This window comes from Acidovorax sp. LjRoot129 (assembly GCF_964253765.1).
Classification (GTDB): Bacteria; Pseudomonadota; Gammaproteobacteria; order Burkholderiales; family Burkholderiaceae_C; genus Acidovorax.
The window spans coordinates 1,507,094-1,523,235 of sequence record NZ_CAXUSE020000001.1 but is presented as its reverse complement, the minus strand read 5'-3'; the positions used below and the strand labels follow the sequence as shown (position 1 = coordinate 1,523,235).

Here is a 16,142-nt window from a genome sequence, read left to right as displayed (position 1 = left end):
TTATACTCTAGGAGGCACCCAGTGTCAGCACTACTCAAGTTAGCCCTTGGCATGGACTGGATTTCAGGCAAGCTCAGCAAGGTTGCCACGTGGACGGTTCTTGCGGCCGCCATGATTTCTGCAGGCAATGCTTTCATTCGGTACGGTCTCGACCAGAGCTCCAACGCGTGGCTCGAGATCCAGTGGTACATGTTTGCAGCCACCGTGATGCTCGGCGCGCCCTTCGTGCTGTACATGAACGAGCATGTCCGCGTGGACATCATCTACGGCAAGCTGCGCGGCAACAAGCAGGTGTATGTCGACATTGCGGGGCTGGTGGTGTTCCTGCTGCCCGCCATGGCACTGATCGCCTACCTCAGCTGGCCGCTGTTCACCCGCGCATTTTTCTCGGGCGAGATGTCCAACAACGCTGGCGGCCTGATCCGCTGGCCCGCCATTTTGCTCATGCCGGTCGGCTTTTCGCTGATGTTCCTGCAGGGCCTGGCAGAGATCATCAAGCGCGTGGCGTACCTGCGCGGCATCCATGAGATGAACACCCACTACGAGAAACCGGTTCAGTAACCAGGCCCGCTGCGCCAACCATGAACCCGCCGTGCCGCTGAGCTGTCAAGCCCCCCGCACCGCGATCTCAATTCCGGATTTTCAGGAACAACAAAATGCAAATGGAAAACTTTGCCCCGATCATGTTCGCGGGCTTGGTGGTGGTGATGCTGATCGGCTTCCCCGTCGCCTTCTCGCTGGCCGCGCTGGGGCTGGCCTCGGGCTTTTTCGCCATCGAGATGGGCTGGTTCCCGGCCGTCTTCATGGCCAACTTGCCCATCAACATCTTCGGGATTCTGAGCAACGAGCTCTTGCTGGCCATCCCGTTCTTCACCTTCATGGGCGCCATCCTCGAGAAGTGCGGCCTGGCCGAAGACATGCTCGACTCCATGGGCCAGCTCTTTGGCACCGTGCGAGGCGGCCTGGGCTACTCGGTGATCATCGTGGGCTTCATCCTCGGCGCCATCACCGGCACCGTGGCGGGCCAGGTGATTGCCATGGCGCTGATCTCGCTGCCGGTGATGATCCGCTACGGCTACAACATGCGCTACGCCACCGGCGTGCTGGCGGCCTCGGGCACCATCACGCAGCTGGTGCCGCCGTCGCTTGTGCTGATCGTGATGGCCGACCAGCTCGGCCGCTCGGTGGGTGACATGTACCGTGGCGCCTGGGGTCCTTCGATCCTGCAGGTGCTGATCTTCGCGGGCTACACCTTCATGCTGGGTGTGTTCAAGCCCCAGCATGTGCCCGGCATTCCGAAAGAAGCGCGCACCATGTCCGGCGCCAAGCTGTGGCTCAAGTGCCTGCGCGGCATCATCCCCTCGGCCCTGCTGATCTTTGCCGTGCTGGGCTCCATGGGCGGCCTGCCCGGTATCGACACCGCCATCGCGACACCGACCGAAGCCGGTGCCATGGGCGTCGTGGGCGCCATGATCCTGGCGGCCATCCACAAACGCCTGACCTGGGCGCTGATGTGGGAGGCCATGCAAGGCACCATGCGCCTGACGGCCATGGTGGTGTTCATCCTGATCGGTGCCCGCGTGTTCTCGATGGTGTTCCAGGGCGTGGACGGCGCCAAGTGGGTGGAGCATCTGCTGTCGGGCCTGCCCGGCGGCCAGATCGGCTTCCTGATCGTGGTGAACCTGTTCATCTTCTTCCTGGCGTTCTTCCTCGACTTCTTCGAGATCGCGTTCATCATCTTGCCGATGCTGGGCCCCGTGGCCGACAAGCTGGGCATCGACCTGATCTGGTTTGGCGTGCTGCTGTGCGTGAACATGCAAACGAGCTTCATGCATCCTCCGTTCGGCTTTGCACTGTTCTACCTGCGCGGTATTGCCAACACGCTGTTCAAGGAAGGGCGCATTCCCAAGCCCGTGCTCTCCAGCGACATCTACATGGGCGCGATCCCCTGGGTGATCATGCAGTTGCTGCTGGTGACCATCGTGATCTTCGTGCCGCAGACGGTGACCATGTTCCTGCCCAAGCAGGAGATCATCGACACCGACAAGGTGCAGATCGAGATTCCGGCCGACGACCTGATGCGCTCGGAAGGCACGTCCAATGCAAGCGGTGAAACTGCGGGCGAGAACCCCTTCGGCAACGCCCCTGCCGAAGCAGCGTCCGAGCCCGCCAAGTGATACCGGCAACACGTCGATGCTGAACTTCACGCCCCTGCCACCGCCCGAGCCCTTTCGCTTCAACCCCGAAGGGGGCTCGGTGTCGGGCCCTGCGTTCTCGCGCACGTTCCGCTTCATTGCCACGTTGATCGTGGGCGGGTGTGCCGCGTGGTTTGCCCAGCTGTGGACCCGCGGTGCCCTGGGCACGTCGGTAGGCACCGGCACGGGCTGGTTCATCGCCGGGCTGGCACTGATGGCCTGGACCTGGTGGAGCATCATGGTGAGCACCACGCGCCTGGACCCGCGCGGCCTGCACCAGCGGTGGGTGTGGAACAAGGACATGCCCTACGACGATATGGCCTATGTCCGGCTGATCCGCGTTCGCGGGTTCAGCTGGCTCATTGCTCCGCGCCTGTATGTGCGCACCCTGGCGGGCAAGTTCACCGTGTTTTACGGTGCCACGCCGGCGTTGATCGGCGAGTTCGAACGCATGGGCAAGGAGCTCAGCGCGTTTCGGCAGTTCTGAGTCATCAGCGGCTCAAGCTTTTGCGAATGGGCGGGTACTCCGGAAGGGGGACCCGCTTTTTTCATGGCGGCTGCGTGCGTGGAGGTGGAGATCGATCTCGGGGAAGGCGGCTCTGCTGAAGCTTTGGGATGCGGCTACCAGAGCCATTGCCTCTTCATCGCCGGCTCCCGGGCCCTGGGAGTTCGACGGTTACCTTGCCCGCGTCACGTGGTGCACGCGCCACCCCAGCACGTTCAAGTGCTACATGCGCGCCGCCGGCGCCTATGCTCACGCCGCCACAGCGCATGGCAAACAGCAGGCATCCAACATGGTTCAACCCAGCGCCTGAGCGCGCCTTCAACGCTGGGGTCCGGCATGTCGCTCCATCAACGCGCAACCGTCGCGCCCGACATTGCCCCGTGATGTCTGTCGCGCGTTGAAGTCGCAAGGCCATATGAAACAGCTGGATGCAGCTCAACCACCGCCATCCGTAGCGCGAAGGCCCTGGCCTGATTCACGCACCCAAATAATTAATCCAAGCTCCACGCTGTCCCTGCAAAAGACACCCATAAAAAAACCGCGCCGTAGCGCGGTTTTTTGCTTTGCACGGAGCCTGCGCCGCAAGGCGCAAAAGCTCAGAGCTTGACGGTTTGCATGTAGCTGTCGAAACGGCCTTCGGCCACGCGGAACCATGCCACCTGGTCGCGCTGGAAGTTCCGGAAGTCTGCGTAGATCTTCTTCCACTCGGGGCTCTTGGCATCGTTCTCGGCATACACCTCTTGGGATGCCTTGAACGAGGCGTCCAGCACGTCCTTGGTGAAAGGCAGGAGCTTGATCTTGGCGCCGATCAGCTGCTTCAATGCGACGGGGTTGCGGGCGTCGTACTTGGCCAGCATGTCCACCGCGGCGTGCGACGAAGCAGCCTGGACGATGGCCTTGTTTTCGGGCGACAGTGCGTCGAATGCCTTCTGGTTGACGAAGAAGTCCACTTCAGGACCGCCTTCCCACCAGCCGGGGTAGTAGTAGTGAGGCGCCACCTTGTTGAAGCCCAGCTTCTGGTCATCGTAAGGACCGACCCACTCGGCCGCATCGATCGTGCCCTTTTCCAGCGCTTGATAAATTTCGCCGCCAGGCAGGCTCTGGGGCACCACGCCCATCTTGGTCATCACCTCGCCGACGAGGCCGCCACCCAGGCGCATCTTCAGGCCCTTGAGGTCAGCCACCGACTTGATTTCCTTGCGGTACCAGCCACCCATCTGCGTGCCGGTGTTGCCGCCTGCAAAGCTCATCATGCCGTAGCCTGCGTAGAACTCGTCCATGAGCTTGCGGCCGTTGCCGTGCATCATCCACGCGTTCATCTGGCGCGAGTTCAGGCCAAAGGGGATGGCCGAGCCCAGCGCGAACGCGGGGTTCTTGCCGTAGAAGTAGTACGGCACGGTGTGGCACATCTCCACCGAACCCTGCTGCACGCCGTCTGCCACGCCCATGGCAGGCATCAGTTCGCCGCCAGCGTGCACCGAGATTTCAAATTTGCCGCCCGACATGGCCTTGACCGCGTTGGCAAACACTTCGGCGCCGCCATAGATGGTGTCCAGGGGCTTGGGGAAGCTGGAAGCCAGGCGCCAGCGCACTGCGGCCTGCGCGTGAACGGCAGGCGCGACACCTGCGGCCAGCACGCCCGCGATGCCTGCGTGCTTGATGATTGAACGACGATCCATGTGCTTATCTCCGAAAACTCAATTGCAAAACTTGGCACGCTGGGCAGTTGTGTGCCCAGGCCCCAAGAACCTTGTGACCGAAATTGATTGTAGGAACATGCCCCTCCCCGTATTTGCGGGTTTTCCCGTGAAAGCCCGTCCCTGGACTGAGGGCTTCAGGGTTCTGCAAGCATCGGCGCCGACCAGTCAACAAAGCCTATGAGTTCACAGCGCGCCAGCGCCACCGCAGACGGTTGAAACTGGCGCGCCCCCCTGCCAGGGCAGCCGTGCGAGGGCCGCCCCGCCGCACCGGCTGCGTCCCCCTTCCCGAATGGCGCAGCATTTGAGAGAAGGGGTGAAGGCGCGTAGCGCCTCAGGGGGTTGTCAGATTTTTTGCGCCGACATGAACGTGTCGTAGCGCGCCTCGGCAAACCGGAACCACAGGATCTGGTCGCGCTGGAAGTTGCGCATGTCGCCGTAGATCTTTTTCCAATCGGCGTTGATGGAATCGTTGTGCGCAAAGACTTCCATCGATGCCTTGAAGGCCGCGTCCATGACGCTTTGCGAGAACGGCAGCACCTTAGTCTTAGCGGCCACCAGTTGTTTCAAGGCCGTGGGGTTGAGCGCGTCGTACTTGGCGAGCATGTCCGCATGCGCAATGGAGGCCGCAGCCTCGATGATGAGCTTGTTGTCCGAAGACAGCCCATCAAACGCTTTCTTGTTGACGAAGAGGTCGACCTCGGGGCCGCCTTCCCACCAGCCGGGGTAGTAGTAGAACGGCGCGACCTTGTTGAACCCCAGCTTCTGGTCGTCGTAGGGCCCCACCCATTCGGCCGCATCAATGGTGCCCTTTTGCAGGGCCTGATAAATCTCTGCGCCCGGCAGGTTCTGCGGCACGGCGCCCAGGCGCGCCATCACGTCGCCCACCAAGCCGCTGCCCACGCGCACTTTCATGCCCTTGAAGTCGCTCGGGCTCTTGATCTCGCGCAGGTACCAGCCGCCCATCTGCGTGCCGGTGTTGCCGGCCGCAAAACTCACCATGTTGAAGCCGGCGTAGAACTCGTCCATGAGCTTGCGGCCGTTGCCGTGCAGCATCCACGCGCTCATCTGGCGGGCGTTGAAGCCGAACGGAATGGCCGATCCAAGCGCGAACGCAGGGCTCTTGCCGTAGAAGTAATAGGGCACCGTGTGGCACATCTCGACCGTGCCGCCCTGCACGCCGTCCACCACGCCAAACGCGGGCATCAGATCACCGCCAGCGTGCACGGAGATTTCGAAGCGGCCGTTGGTCATCCCCCTGACGGCTTTGGCAAACACCTCGGCGCCGCCGTAGATCGTGTCCAGGGACTTGGGGAAACTCGATGCAAGCCGCCACCGGATGGACGCCTGGGCAAACACCGCCGGCGCTGCGCCGGCGGCCAAGACCCCCGCGATGCCTGTGTGCTTGATGAGAGAACGGCGATCCATAAAACGTGTCTCCAGACGGGTTGTGCCGGTCGGAATGCAGGGCAGCGCTTGCCACTGCGCCCGCCCCAGCCTCGGCCTGTTGCCTTTTGTCGCAATTGTAGGAGGCGGGGGTGTGGGCAGCCCTCTAGGTTTTCCCGCGCTCTGCGGCGTATCGCGATGGTGCCTGAACAAACGCACCGCAGCGTCACAGGCGACAGCAACGGGCAACGGGCAACGGGCAACGGCACAGAAGGCTATCGGCCCCACCTTCGATGCCGAACAAGGGAGCATCAAGCCTGGGCGCATGGCTTTGGGCAAAGACATGCGCGCTTCACAGTCGCCGAGTCATTCATGCACGCGGCATGAAAACAGCGACGGCGAGCAGCCGCGCAGCTTTGTGCGCGCCAAGCAGCGTGCAGCGGTTAGGAGCAGTCGGCCGCGATCAACTGAACACAACGCCGCAGCAGGGCCGCAGCGAATCAGGCCGTGAGGAAACGGCGCCGGATGGATTGCGCGATGCCCGCGGCATCCAGCCCTTGCAGGGCCAGCAGCTTGGCCGGCTCGCCATGCTCGATGAAGACATCCGGCAGGCCCAGTTGCAGCACGGGGCGCACGACGCCCATGGCATTGAGCGCCTCGGTCACAGCGCTGCCGGCGCCGCCCTGGATGGCGCCCTCCTCCAGCGTGACCAGCGCATCGTGGCGCTCGGCCACATCGCGCAGCAGGTCCTCATCAATGGGCTTGGCCCAGCGCATGTTGACCACGGTGGCATCGAGTGCCTCACCCGCCTGCAGGGCCGGGTACAGCAGCGTGCCGAAGGCGAGAATGGCGATGCGCGGGGCGTCGGGCGCAGTGCCCTGGCGCTCGCGCCGGATCTCGCCTTTGCCGAAAGGCAAGCCTTCCAGACCCGCCAGCGGCGCCACGCCCGCGCCACTGCCGCGCGGATAACGCACGGCCACGGGGTGGTTCTGCTCATACGCGGTGGACAGCAGCTGGCGGCATTCGCGCTCGTCCGCCGGGCAGGCCATGCTCATGTTGGGAATGCAGCGCACGAAGGGGATGTCATACGCCCCCGCGTGCGTGGCGCCGTCGGCCCCCACCAGGCCCGCGCGGTCCAGCGCGAAGACGACGGGCAGGTTCTGCAGCGCCACGTCGTGGATCAGTTGGTCGTAGCCGCGCTGCAAAAACGTGGAGTAGATCGCCACCACGGGCTTGACGCCCTCGCAGGCCATGCCGGCGGCAAACGTCACGGCATGCTGCTCGGCGATGCCAACGTCGAAATAGCGGTCGGGGAAGCGCTTTTCAAACTCGACCATGCCCGAGCCCTCACGCATGGCGGGGGTGATAGCCATCAGGCGCATGTCCTGCGCGGCCATGTCGCAAAGCCATTGGCCAAACACCTGGGTGAAGGTGGGCTTGGGTGGCGTAGCGGGCTTCGTCAGGCCCACGCTGGGGTCGAACTTGCCCGGGCCGTGGTAGGCCACAGGGTCGGCCTCGGCCAGCTTGTAGCCCTGGCCTTTTTTGGTGACCACGTGCAGGAACTGCGGGCCCTTCAGGCTCTTGATGTTTTCGAGCGTCGGGATCAACGAATCAAGGTCGTGCCCGTCGATCGGCCCGATGTAGTTGAAGCCGAACTTCTCGAACAGCGTGGCAGGCACGACCATGCCCTTGGCCTGCTGCTCAAAGCGCTTGGCCAGCTCCAGCAGTGGGGGCACGGGCTTGAGCACGGTCTTGCCGACGTTCTTGGCGGCCGCGTAGAACTGGCCGCTCATGAGTTGTGCCAGATAGCGGTTGAGCGCGCCCACCGGCGGGCTGATCGACATGTCGTTGTCGTTGAGCACCACCAGAAAATTGCAGTCGGCCACGCCGGCGTTGTTCAGCGCCTCGAACGCCATGCCGGCCGTCATGGCGCCGTCGCCGATGATGGCCACCGCGTGGCGGCTTTCGCCCTTGCGCTTGGCCGCCAGGGCCATGCCCAGTGCTGCTGAAATGCTGGTGCTGGAATGCGCCGTGCCGAACGTGTCGTACGGGCTTTCGGCGCGCTGCGGAAAGCCCGAGATGCCGCCCATCTGCCGCAGCGTGTGCATGCGGTCGCGCCGGCCGGTGAGGATCTTGTGCGGGTAGGTCTGGTGGCCCACGTCCCACACCAGCCGGTCTTCAGGGGTGTTGAAGACATGGTGGAGGGCCACGGTCAGCTCCACCGTGCCCAGGTTGGAGCTCAGGTGCCCGCCGGTCTGCGAGACGCTCTGCAGCACGAACTCGCGCAGCTCGGTGGCCAGTGCCTTGAGGTCTGCACGCGAAAGCTCGCGCAGGTCTGCCGGGTCGTTGATGTTCTGCAGCAGGGGGAAGTGCGTCGTGGACATGTACTATTATTTTAATAGCTAACAGTGCTTACCAATCAAGCGCTGGAGGCCAATTTCATATGAAATTTCATCACCATGGGCGGGCGCGAAGGCAGGCGGTGCACCGGGTCCATCATTGCTCAGTTGGACCGGCGTACCACCATGTCGGCCAGAGCCGCCAGGGCGCGGGTGTCGGGCAGGCCGCTCTGGGCCAGCGCGGCATGCGACTCCTGCAGCAGCTCCTGCGCATAGGCCTGGGCGCGCGAGAGGCCCAGCAGCGATACATAGGTAGGCTTGTCGGCGGCGGCATCCTTGCCAGCCGTTTTGCCGAGGGTGGCCGAGTCGGAGACCACATCCAGGATGTCATCGACCACCTGGAACGCCAGCCCCATGGCCGCGCCGTAGGCCGACAGCGCCTGGTACGCAGGCTGCGCAGCAGCGCCGCAAACAGCACCCATGAGCACGCTGCCCTGCAGCAGTGCGCCGGTCTTGAGCCGGTGCATCTGGCGCAACTGGTCTTCGGTCAATGCCACGCCCACGCTGGCCAGGTCGATGGCCTGCCCGCCCGCCATGCCAGCCGAGCCCGCGGCACGCGCCAGCAGGCGGCACAGCGTGGCCTGCGTGGCGGGGGAAATGGCGCTGTCATCGGGCGTGAGCAGCTCGAACGCAAACGCCTGCAAAGCATCGCCCGCCAGCAGCGCCTGGGCCTCGCCAAACTGCACGTGCACGGTGGGCTTGCCACGGCGCAGCACGTCGTTGTCCATGCACGGCATGTCGTCGTGCACCAGGGAATAGGCATGGATCAGCTCGACCGCACACGCGGCCCGCAGGGCCGCCTCGCTTGTTGACGCCCGCAGCGCTGCTTCGGACGTTGCTGCCTGTGGGGCCTTGTCAGAGGAGGCGACGGCCGCGCTGCACACCGCCTCGTACGCAGCCAGCACCAGCAGCGGTCGCAGGCGCTTACCGCCATCGAGCACCGCGTAGCGCATGGCATCGCCCAGGCCCGCGGGTGCACCGTCGCCCACCCATTGCGAGAGGGCCTGCTCTACACGGGCGAGGTGGTTCTGGGTCCACGGCGCGACGTCGAACGGCGGGAGGCTCATGACTGATTGCGGGTCTGACGGCGCGGGCACTGCACTCATTCCTGGGTCCATGGTTGGAGCTGGCCTTCGTCCAGCACCTTGATCTGGTCCTGAACGGCCTCAAGGCGCTGGCGGCAAAACGCCAGCAGCACCGCGCCGCGCTGGTAGCCGGCCAGCATCTGGTCCAGCGGCAACTGGCCCGACTCGATGCGGGCCACAAGCTGCTCCAGCTCTTCCAGCGCCGCTTCGTAGCTGGCGGGTTCGGAAGGTGGCGCGGGGGTGGCGGGGGCCTTAGGCATGGAGGGGGCGGCTGAGCGCGGGTGAAAAAACCGGTCATTTTAGGCGCACCCCCATCGTGCAGGGGGCAATACAGCGCAATGGGTCGGCGCTCCCTTGATACGCTCACCGCCGCCCAACGTTGGCGCGGTCCGCCTCCTGGCTGGATGGGCATCTAGAACGACGCTTTCAATACACGTAGCTGAGGTGCGGGAATAACCCCACCACCTATAATCCCATTCCCTCACCGGCTACCCCACCGTAGCCGGTTTCTTTTTTCCAGATGCGCACCGGCGCACCTCCCTGTGGGGAGTCTTTAGGTCAGGTCACCCATGTCTGATTTAAGTCTTCAACTGCAGCAGGCCGCAAGCCAACTACCAGTTTCAAGCTACTTTGACGATGCGCTGTTCCAGCGCGAGTTAGCCAGTATCTTTCAGCGCGGGCCCCGCTATGTGGGGCACCAACTCAGCGTGCCGAACCCCGGCGACTACTACGCACTGCCCCAGGAGGGCGAGGGCCGCGCGCTGGTGCGCAATGCCCAGGGCGGCATCGAGCTGGTCTCCAACGTGTGCCGCCACCGCCAGGCCGTCATGCTCAAGGGCAAGGGCTCGCTCATGGGCCAGGGCAAGGGCCACGCGGGCGGCAACATCGTGTGCCCCTTGCACCGCTGGACCTACAACCCCCAGGGCGAACTGCTGGGCGCGCCGCATTTTGCCGACGACCCATGCCTGAACCTCAACAACTACCCGCTGCGCGAGTGGAACGGCCTGCTGTTTGAAGACAACGGCTACGACGTGGCCGCCGACCTGGCCCAGATGGGCCCGCGCGCCGACCTGGACTTTGGCGGCTATGTGCTCGACCACGTGGAGCTGCACGAGTGCAACTACAACTGGAAGACCTTCATCGAGGTCTACCTGGAGGACTACCACGTGGGCCCCTTCCACCCGGGCCTCGGTAGCTTCGTGACCTGCGACGACCTGCGCTGGGAGTTCGGCAAGAACTACTCGGTGCAGACCGTGGGCGTGGCCAACCGGCTGGGCAAGGCCGGCAGCCCCGTGTACGAGCGCTGGCACGAGGCCCTGCTGGCCTACCGCGAAGGCAAGCCGCCCAAATACGGCGCCATCTGGCTCACGCTGTACCCGCACATCATGGTCGAGTGGTACCCGCACGTGCTCACCGTGTCCACGCTGCACCCCATCAGCCCGACCAAGACCATGAACATGGTGGAGTTCTACTACCCCGAGGAGATCGCCGCGTTCGAGCGCGAGTTCGTCGAGGCGCAGAAGGCCGCGTACATGGAAACCTGCATTGAGGACGACGAGATCGGCGAGCGCATGGACGCCGGGCGCAAGGCCCTGCTGGCACGCGGCGACAACGAGGTCGGCCCCTACCAAAGCCCGATGGAAGATGGCATGCAGCACTTTCATGAGTGGTACCGGCAGGCGATGGACTCCAGCAGCATCGACCGCGCTGCGCCAAAGCGCTGAACACCGCCGCAAAACCCCGCCAATCTGCAGGCCTGCCACAACCTGCTCTCATTACAATAGCTGCCGGTGCTTAAAAAATAAGCGCTGGCGGCTATTTTCATTTCAAACATTGCGCTGCATGCCACCCCGGCGCGCAGTGCATTTCAAGAAGTCACGACCCGATGCAAGCCCTGTGGATGGTGTTGGCCGCGTTCCTGTTCGCCAGCATGGGCGTGTGCGTCAAGTTCGCCTCGGCCTTCTTCAATTCGGCCGAACTGGTGTGCTACCGCGGCCTCATCGGCATGCTCATCCTCTGGCTGCTGGCGCGATCACAAAAAGTGACCCTGGCCACGCAGTACCCAGGCATGCACGCATGGCGCAGCCTGGTGGGTGTGGTGTCGCTTGGTGCATGGTTCTATGCCATCGCCCACCTGCCGCTGGCCACGGCCATGACGCTCAACTACATGAGCAGCGTGTGGATCGCGGCCTTCCTCGTCGGCGGCACGCTGCTGGCATGGCGGCCCTCGGCCGCGGCGCCGCGCCCTGCGCTGCAGGGCACGCTGATCGCAACCGTGCTCACGGGTTTTGTCGGCGTGGTGCTGATGCTGCGCCCCAGCCTCGACCAGAACCAGGCCTTCGCCGGAATGATCGGCCTGATGTCGGGGCTGACCGCCGCGTTTGCCTACATGCAGGTGGTGGCGCTGTCGCGCCTGGGCGAGCCCGAGTCGCGCACGGTCTTCTACTTTGCGCTGGGCTCGGCGGTGGCCGGCGGCGGGGCGATGCTGTTCACGGGCACCTCGGCATGGCCGGGCTGGCAGGCCTTGTGGCTGCTGCCCATCGGCATCCTGGCCGCCGGCGGCCAGCTGTGCATGACCAAGGCCTACGCCAGCGCCAAGACGCAGCGCGGCACGCTGGTGGTGGCCAACCTTCAGTATTCGGGCATCGTGTTCGCGGCGGTCTACAGCGTGGCCTTGTTCGGCGACAAGCTGCCACCCATTGCCTGGCTGGGCATGATGCTCATTGTGGGCAGCGGCATCGCAGCGACCATCTTGCGGGCACGTGCCGCACCGGGCACGCCGGCGGAAGAACATTGATACGAAGTCGACGCGCCAGCGCGCCCGCAACTGGACACAATGGAGCCCCGTTTTCATTCAGCACCTTGGCGGCACCCCTGCTGCACCCGGCCCACACCATGACCTACACCACGCTCATCTCCGCTTCTGAACTGCAGGCACTGATCGACAGCGGCGCGCCGCTCATGGTGTTCGACTGCAGCTTTGATCTGATGCAGGCCTCGGCCGGTGCGCAGCAGTACGCGCAGGCGCACATCCCCGGCGCGGTGTACGCCGACCTCAACAACGACCTGAGCGCTAAACACGGTGTGCCCGGCGCGCATGGCACGCTGACCGCCCAAGAGGCCGACAAGCCCGCGTCGGGCGGCCGCCACCCGCTGCCCAGCCGCGAGCGTTTTGCGATGTGGCTCTCCAGCGTGGGCTTTGCCAACAACATGCAGGCCGTGGTGTACGACCGCCAGGGCGCCAACTACTGCGGGCGCCTGTGGTGGATGCTCAAGTGGGCGGGCCACGACGCCGTGGCCGTGCTTGATGGCGGCATTCAGGCCTGGCAGGCCGCCGGTGGTGCAGTGGCCAGCGGCGAAGAGCCTGCACATTTCCAATCCAATTTCGAGCTGGGCGAGCCCCTGCGCCGCCTGGCCACCGCGGGCGATGTGCTGGCCGGCTTGCACAGCCCCGCCCAGAACGTGATCGACGCCCGTGCTGGCGCACGCTTTCGCGGCGAAGTGGAGCCGCTGGACCCGGTGGCAGGCCACATCCCCGGCGCCCTCAACCGGCCTTTTGTCGAGAACATCGGCAGCGACGGCCGCTTCAAGCCGGCCGCCGTGCTGCGCGCGGAGTTCGACGCGCTGCTCGCCGGCCGCGATCCGGCCACGGTGGTGCACCAGTGCGGCAGTGGCGTGAGCGCCGTGCCCAACCTGCTGGCAATGGAAGTGGCGGGCTTGGGCCCCACCGCGCTGTTTGCGGGCAGCTGGAGCGAATGGTGTTCAGACCCGGCGCGTCCGGTCGAAAAAGGCTGAGTGCACGAGGGTAGCTGGCCCTGGTGCATACCCGCCACCACCGCGTTGTGGCATGCGGCGCGGGTGACGAGCCAGGCGAGTATTGCCTTGAGCACGTCTTTGTCGCATCAGGGGTAGATGGGGCCGGCGCAAACCCCGTTTTGGCGGGTCGCTGCGGCAGGTTCAGGGTCCTGCAGTTGCTAAAGCGCGAAAAAGATGGTTTTGCAGGCGCTATCAAAACCATGAGCAAGATCCGGCCCAATGTCCTCAGAGGCACAGCATGCGCTGCCCAATGAAATTGCCGGACAGGTGCTGAGCGGCTTGTAAGGCAAATTCCTACATGGCCCACCGCACAACCAGACACGCGGCACATCCAAACCCCGACTTAATTTCTGATTGGGGCGGTTTCACAATCCATTTCAACGGATCACGCAAACCCTGCAACCAGCAGACCACGCAGGATCCGGGCACTGGAACAAAGGAAGCTGCCATGACCAACGAACAAATCCTCGCTGAAATCCGCGAAGCCAACCTCACTTACCTGATGCTGGCCCAGACCCTGATTCGCCAGGACAAGGCAGAAGCCGTGTTCCGCTTGGGCATGAACGAAGAGTCTGCCGATATTCTCGCTTCGCTGTCCGCAGCGCAAGTGATGAAACTGGCCTCCCGCAACACGCTTCTTTGCAGCTTCCGGGTGGACGACAACCTGGTGTGGAGTTTGCTGACCAACCACTCGGCCAAGAAGGTAGGCAACGAAGCTACCAACACCCTGCACGCCAACATCCTGATGGCCAGCCGCGTGTCTGAAGTGCTCTGAACCCGCACTTCCTTCAGCTTCTCCCGCACGTCGCCCCTCCCCACGCCGAAAGCCCGCCATGTCCACCAGCACCCCACCCGTCGCAGCCGCCAAGGCCCCTGCCAAGAGCGTTCTCAACGAGTCCAAGCAGATCGAACGCGCTGCGATGCTGATCGCGATGGGCGCCCGCATGCAGGTGCTGGAGTCGGAGACCACGCTTTCGTATGAACGCCTGATTCGCCTGTACAAGGAAATCGCCGGCAAGTCGCCATCGAAGGGCCAACTGCCCTTCTCCACCGACTGGTTCCTGACCTGGCAAGAAAACATCCACAGCTCGCTGTTCCTCAACATCTACGAATACCTGTCCAAGGGCGTGGACCTGGATTCGGTGGAACTGCTGACCAAGGCCTACCGCCTGTACAACGAACAGGTCGCCACGGCCGAGATCGAACCCCTGCTGTCCTTCACCCGCGCCTGGCGCCTGGTGAAGTTCGTGGACGCCGGCATGCTCACGCGCACCAAGTGCAGCCAGTGCAGCGGCCAGTTCGTGACCGAGCTGTACGAAAACCGCCACTTCACCTGCGGCCTGTGCAACCCGCCCGCCCGCGCTGGCAAGAGCAAGACGGCCGGTGCGCTGATGCTGCACTGAGCGATTTCTCAGTCAAAGCAGGCCCTAGCGCTTGCTAGATAAGCGCTCACAGCTACTATTTTTATAGCAACAAAGAAAAGCCCCTTGGATGGGGCTTTTTTGTTCCTCCGCCAACGACCGCTCAGCGCCCGGCCAGCAACGCCCGCACGTTCTCATCCATCGGCACCGCATAGTTGTGCGCGGCCACCACGGTGTTGCCCACCGGATTCACCAGCTTGAGGCTGATGTACACCACCGACGTCGACACCGCATAGGTGCCCACGACCACGGCCTGCGCATCCTGCGCCTGGCTCACTTCGCGCACCTCGCGCGACAGCAGCAATTCGCCCTGGTCGCGCTGCAGCAGCAGGTTTTCGCGCAGCTTCACCTCCGTCACGCGCAGGCCCTGGTGCACCATGCGGCCGGCGATCTGCTCCGAGAAGATGCGCCCCAGTCGCGACGATTCAGTGAGCCGGTCGATGTTGACCAGCGTGGCCACCAGCACGGGCTGGTTGGCATCCAGCGGCGCGTATTTCAGCAACGCATCGGTTGCCCGCTCATTGGCAGCAATCAGGTTGGTGCGCGACGCGCCAGCGCCCCGGTCGCCGTAGTAGTAACTGTGCATGGGGTTGACCATGGTGGTCTCGCAACCCTGCAAGCCCAGCACGAAGCCAGCGCACGCCAGCCAACGCACCGCCGCTGCGCGGCCGGGGCCTGCGCCCCATGCTGCGGCCGTCATGGCGCAACCACCCGCCAGGTCTTGACCGGCGTGGGGGGCGGAGGTGCCGGGGGCGGAGGCGGTGGCGGCTCTGGCGCCTTGGCCTTGTACAGGCCCGAGTCTTCCTGCTCCACGTAATAGACATCGGCTGTGCGCGCCAGGTACCGGTCGCCACTCTCCAGCGACGTGGTGATCAGCACCTCGGTGCGCGTGGGTCCGCCCGCAGCGGGGCCGCTGATTGCGTACTGCGTGAGGTCGGTGATCGCCCCCAGCGCCACGACCCCACCCAGCATCGATCCGGCGCTCTGGTGGTACAGGTACCAGTCGCGCGCCACGCCCACACCCAGCGCCAGGCGCGTCCAGGGCATGGGGCCCATGCTGACGACGCGCGACTCGTGCTGCACCAGCTGCGTCTCAAACGTCAGGGTGACGGCTGCGGGCTGGGTGGACAGGGTCACACCGCGGTCCAGAAGGCGCGTGATGAGGAGCTTGCGAAATCCGTTGTTGAAGCTGGTGTCGCCCGCCGAGGGAGCCACGTAGATCGGGTACTCGCCCGCGGGCCACGCGCTGATCTTGCCGGCCACGCGGGTGGCCACGTCATCGGCCAGCACGTCCCAGTGGTGCACGGCGCGCGCCTTCTTCTGGTTGGATACCGGATAGTTGTCGGCACGCGGCACATCCAGGGACGAGCATCCCGCCAGCAGCAGGGCCGCAACTGCGGCGACAGCGGCGCGCCCCAAGGGCAGCGCGGCGAAGGGGCGTTGGTATTGTTTCTTCATGCGCACGACCCCTTTGTCGTCAGGTGGTGGATGGAGTGCAGGCAAGGCAATGGCATCGCGCCATCCTAGTAGGCTCGCGCCGTCGCCATCGGGCAATAAGCGCGGGTTTCGCGGCGCTGTTTCTGTGGGTTCACAGCGCTGGCATGGCTGGGGTCGCCACCTACAGTGCCCAGGCAAGGG

General features: G+C 64.4%; 15 protein-coding genes. 8 read left to right on the top strand and 7 right to left on the bottom strand.

From position 1 onward, the window contains the following. The first annotated feature begins 21 nt into the window (after positions 1 to 21). The 3 genes from ACSQ3Q_RS07010 to ACSQ3Q_RS07000 all read left to right on the top strand — a co-directional run bounded on the left by ACSQ3Q_RS07010 (position 22) and on the right by ACSQ3Q_RS07000 (position 2,682). Complete coding sequence (locus ACSQ3Q_RS07010; protein ID WP_436133683.1) at positions 22 to 561, top strand: TRAP transporter small permease subunit; 540 nt, start codon at positions 22 to 24, stop codon at positions 559 to 561. A gap of 95 nt (positions 562 to 656) precedes the next feature. Then, positions 657 to 2,177 carry a TRAP transporter large permease gene (locus tag ACSQ3Q_RS07005; protein ID WP_436133682.1) on the top strand — a complete coding sequence of 507 codons (1,521 nt, stop codon included), beginning with the start codon at positions 657 to 659 and terminating at the stop codon, positions 2,175 to 2,177. 16 nt (positions 2,178 to 2,193) lie between these two features. After that, entirely contained in the window at positions 2,194 to 2,682 is a 489-nt protein-coding gene (locus tag ACSQ3Q_RS07000) for a hypothetical protein (RefSeq protein WP_436133681.1), read from the top strand. A 614-nt stretch (positions 2,683 to 3,296) separates the two neighbouring features. Here the strand turns inward: ACSQ3Q_RS07000 and ACSQ3Q_RS06995 are convergent. The 5 genes from ACSQ3Q_RS06995 to xseB all read right to left on the bottom strand — a co-directional run bounded on the left by ACSQ3Q_RS06995 (position 3,297) and on the right by xseB (position 9,527). Next, positions 3,297 to 4,379: a TRAP transporter substrate-binding protein gene (locus tag ACSQ3Q_RS06995; RefSeq protein ID WP_436133680.1), complete on the bottom strand. Its 1,083-nt coding sequence runs from the start codon at positions 4,377 to 4,379 to the stop codon at positions 3,297 to 3,299. Positions 4,380 to 4,742: 363 nt separating this feature from the next. Then, positions 4,743 to 5,825, bottom strand: a complete 1,083-nt coding sequence (locus ACSQ3Q_RS06990) for a TRAP transporter substrate-binding protein (RefSeq protein WP_436133679.1) — start codon at positions 5,823 to 5,825, stop codon at positions 4,743 to 4,745. 458 nt (positions 5,826 to 6,283) lie between these two features. Next, positions 6,284 to 8,167, bottom strand: coding sequence for a 1-deoxy-D-xylulose-5-phosphate synthase (dxs, locus tag ACSQ3Q_RS06985; RefSeq protein ID WP_436133678.1), 1,884 nt, complete (start codon positions 8,165 to 8,167; stop codon positions 6,284 to 6,286). 119 nt (positions 8,168 to 8,286) lie between these two features. After that, the gene (locus ACSQ3Q_RS06980; protein WP_436133677.1) at positions 8,287 to 9,249 is read right to left on the bottom strand and encodes a polyprenyl synthetase family protein; all 963 of its coding nucleotides are present in this window, start codon (positions 9,247 to 9,249) and stop codon (positions 8,287 to 8,289) included. Positions 9,250 to 9,284: 35 nt separating this feature from the next. Continuing rightward, entirely contained in the window at positions 9,285 to 9,527 is a 243-nt protein-coding gene (gene xseB, locus ACSQ3Q_RS06975; protein WP_436133676.1) for an exodeoxyribonuclease VII small subunit, read from the bottom strand. 309 nt (positions 9,528 to 9,836) lie between these two features. Between xseB and ACSQ3Q_RS06970 the strand changes: the two genes are divergently transcribed. The 5 genes from ACSQ3Q_RS06970 to flhC all read left to right on the top strand — a co-directional run bounded on the left by ACSQ3Q_RS06970 (position 9,837) and on the right by flhC (position 14,486). After that, entirely contained in the window at positions 9,837 to 10,991 is a 1,155-nt protein-coding gene (locus ACSQ3Q_RS06970; RefSeq protein WP_436133675.1) for an aromatic ring-hydroxylating oxygenase subunit alpha, read from the top strand. Between the two features lie 161 nt (positions 10,992 to 11,152). Then, positions 11,153 to 12,064 (top strand): DMT family transporter, encoded by a 912-nt coding sequence (locus tag ACSQ3Q_RS06965; protein WP_436133674.1) that lies wholly within the window; start codon positions 11,153 to 11,155, stop codon positions 12,062 to 12,064. Positions 12,065 to 12,162: 98 nt separating this feature from the next. Continuing rightward, a complete protein-coding gene (locus tag ACSQ3Q_RS06960) occupies positions 12,163 to 13,062 on the top strand; it encodes a sulfurtransferase (protein WP_436133673.1) in 900 nt (299 codons plus the stop codon). 469 nt (positions 13,063 to 13,531) lie between these two features. Beyond that, positions 13,532 to 13,858, top strand: coding sequence for a flagellar transcriptional regulator FlhD (gene flhD / locus ACSQ3Q_RS06955; RefSeq protein WP_056166924.1), 327 nt, complete (start codon positions 13,532 to 13,534; stop codon positions 13,856 to 13,858). 58 nt (positions 13,859 to 13,916) lie between these two features. After that, the gene (gene flhC / locus ACSQ3Q_RS06950) at positions 13,917 to 14,486 is read left to right on the top strand and encodes a flagellar transcriptional regulator FlhC (protein WP_436133672.1); all 570 of its coding nucleotides are present in this window, start codon (positions 13,917 to 13,919) and stop codon (positions 14,484 to 14,486) included. Between the two features lie 121 nt (positions 14,487 to 14,607). Here flhC and ACSQ3Q_RS06945 read toward each other — a convergent pair whose 3' ends face one another. Together ACSQ3Q_RS06945 and ACSQ3Q_RS06940 are read right to left on the bottom strand one after the other, a co-directional pair. Continuing rightward, positions 14,608 to 15,204, bottom strand: coding sequence for a FlgO family outer membrane protein (locus ACSQ3Q_RS06945; protein WP_436133671.1), 597 nt, complete (start codon positions 15,202 to 15,204; stop codon positions 14,608 to 14,610). Then, positions 15,201 to 15,962 (bottom strand): hypothetical protein, encoded by a 762-nt coding sequence (locus ACSQ3Q_RS06940; RefSeq protein WP_436133670.1) that lies wholly within the window; start codon positions 15,960 to 15,962, stop codon positions 15,201 to 15,203. The genes ACSQ3Q_RS06945 and ACSQ3Q_RS06940 overlap by 4 nt, the downstream gene beginning before the upstream one ends. Positions 15,963 to 16,142 lie beyond the last annotated feature (180 nt).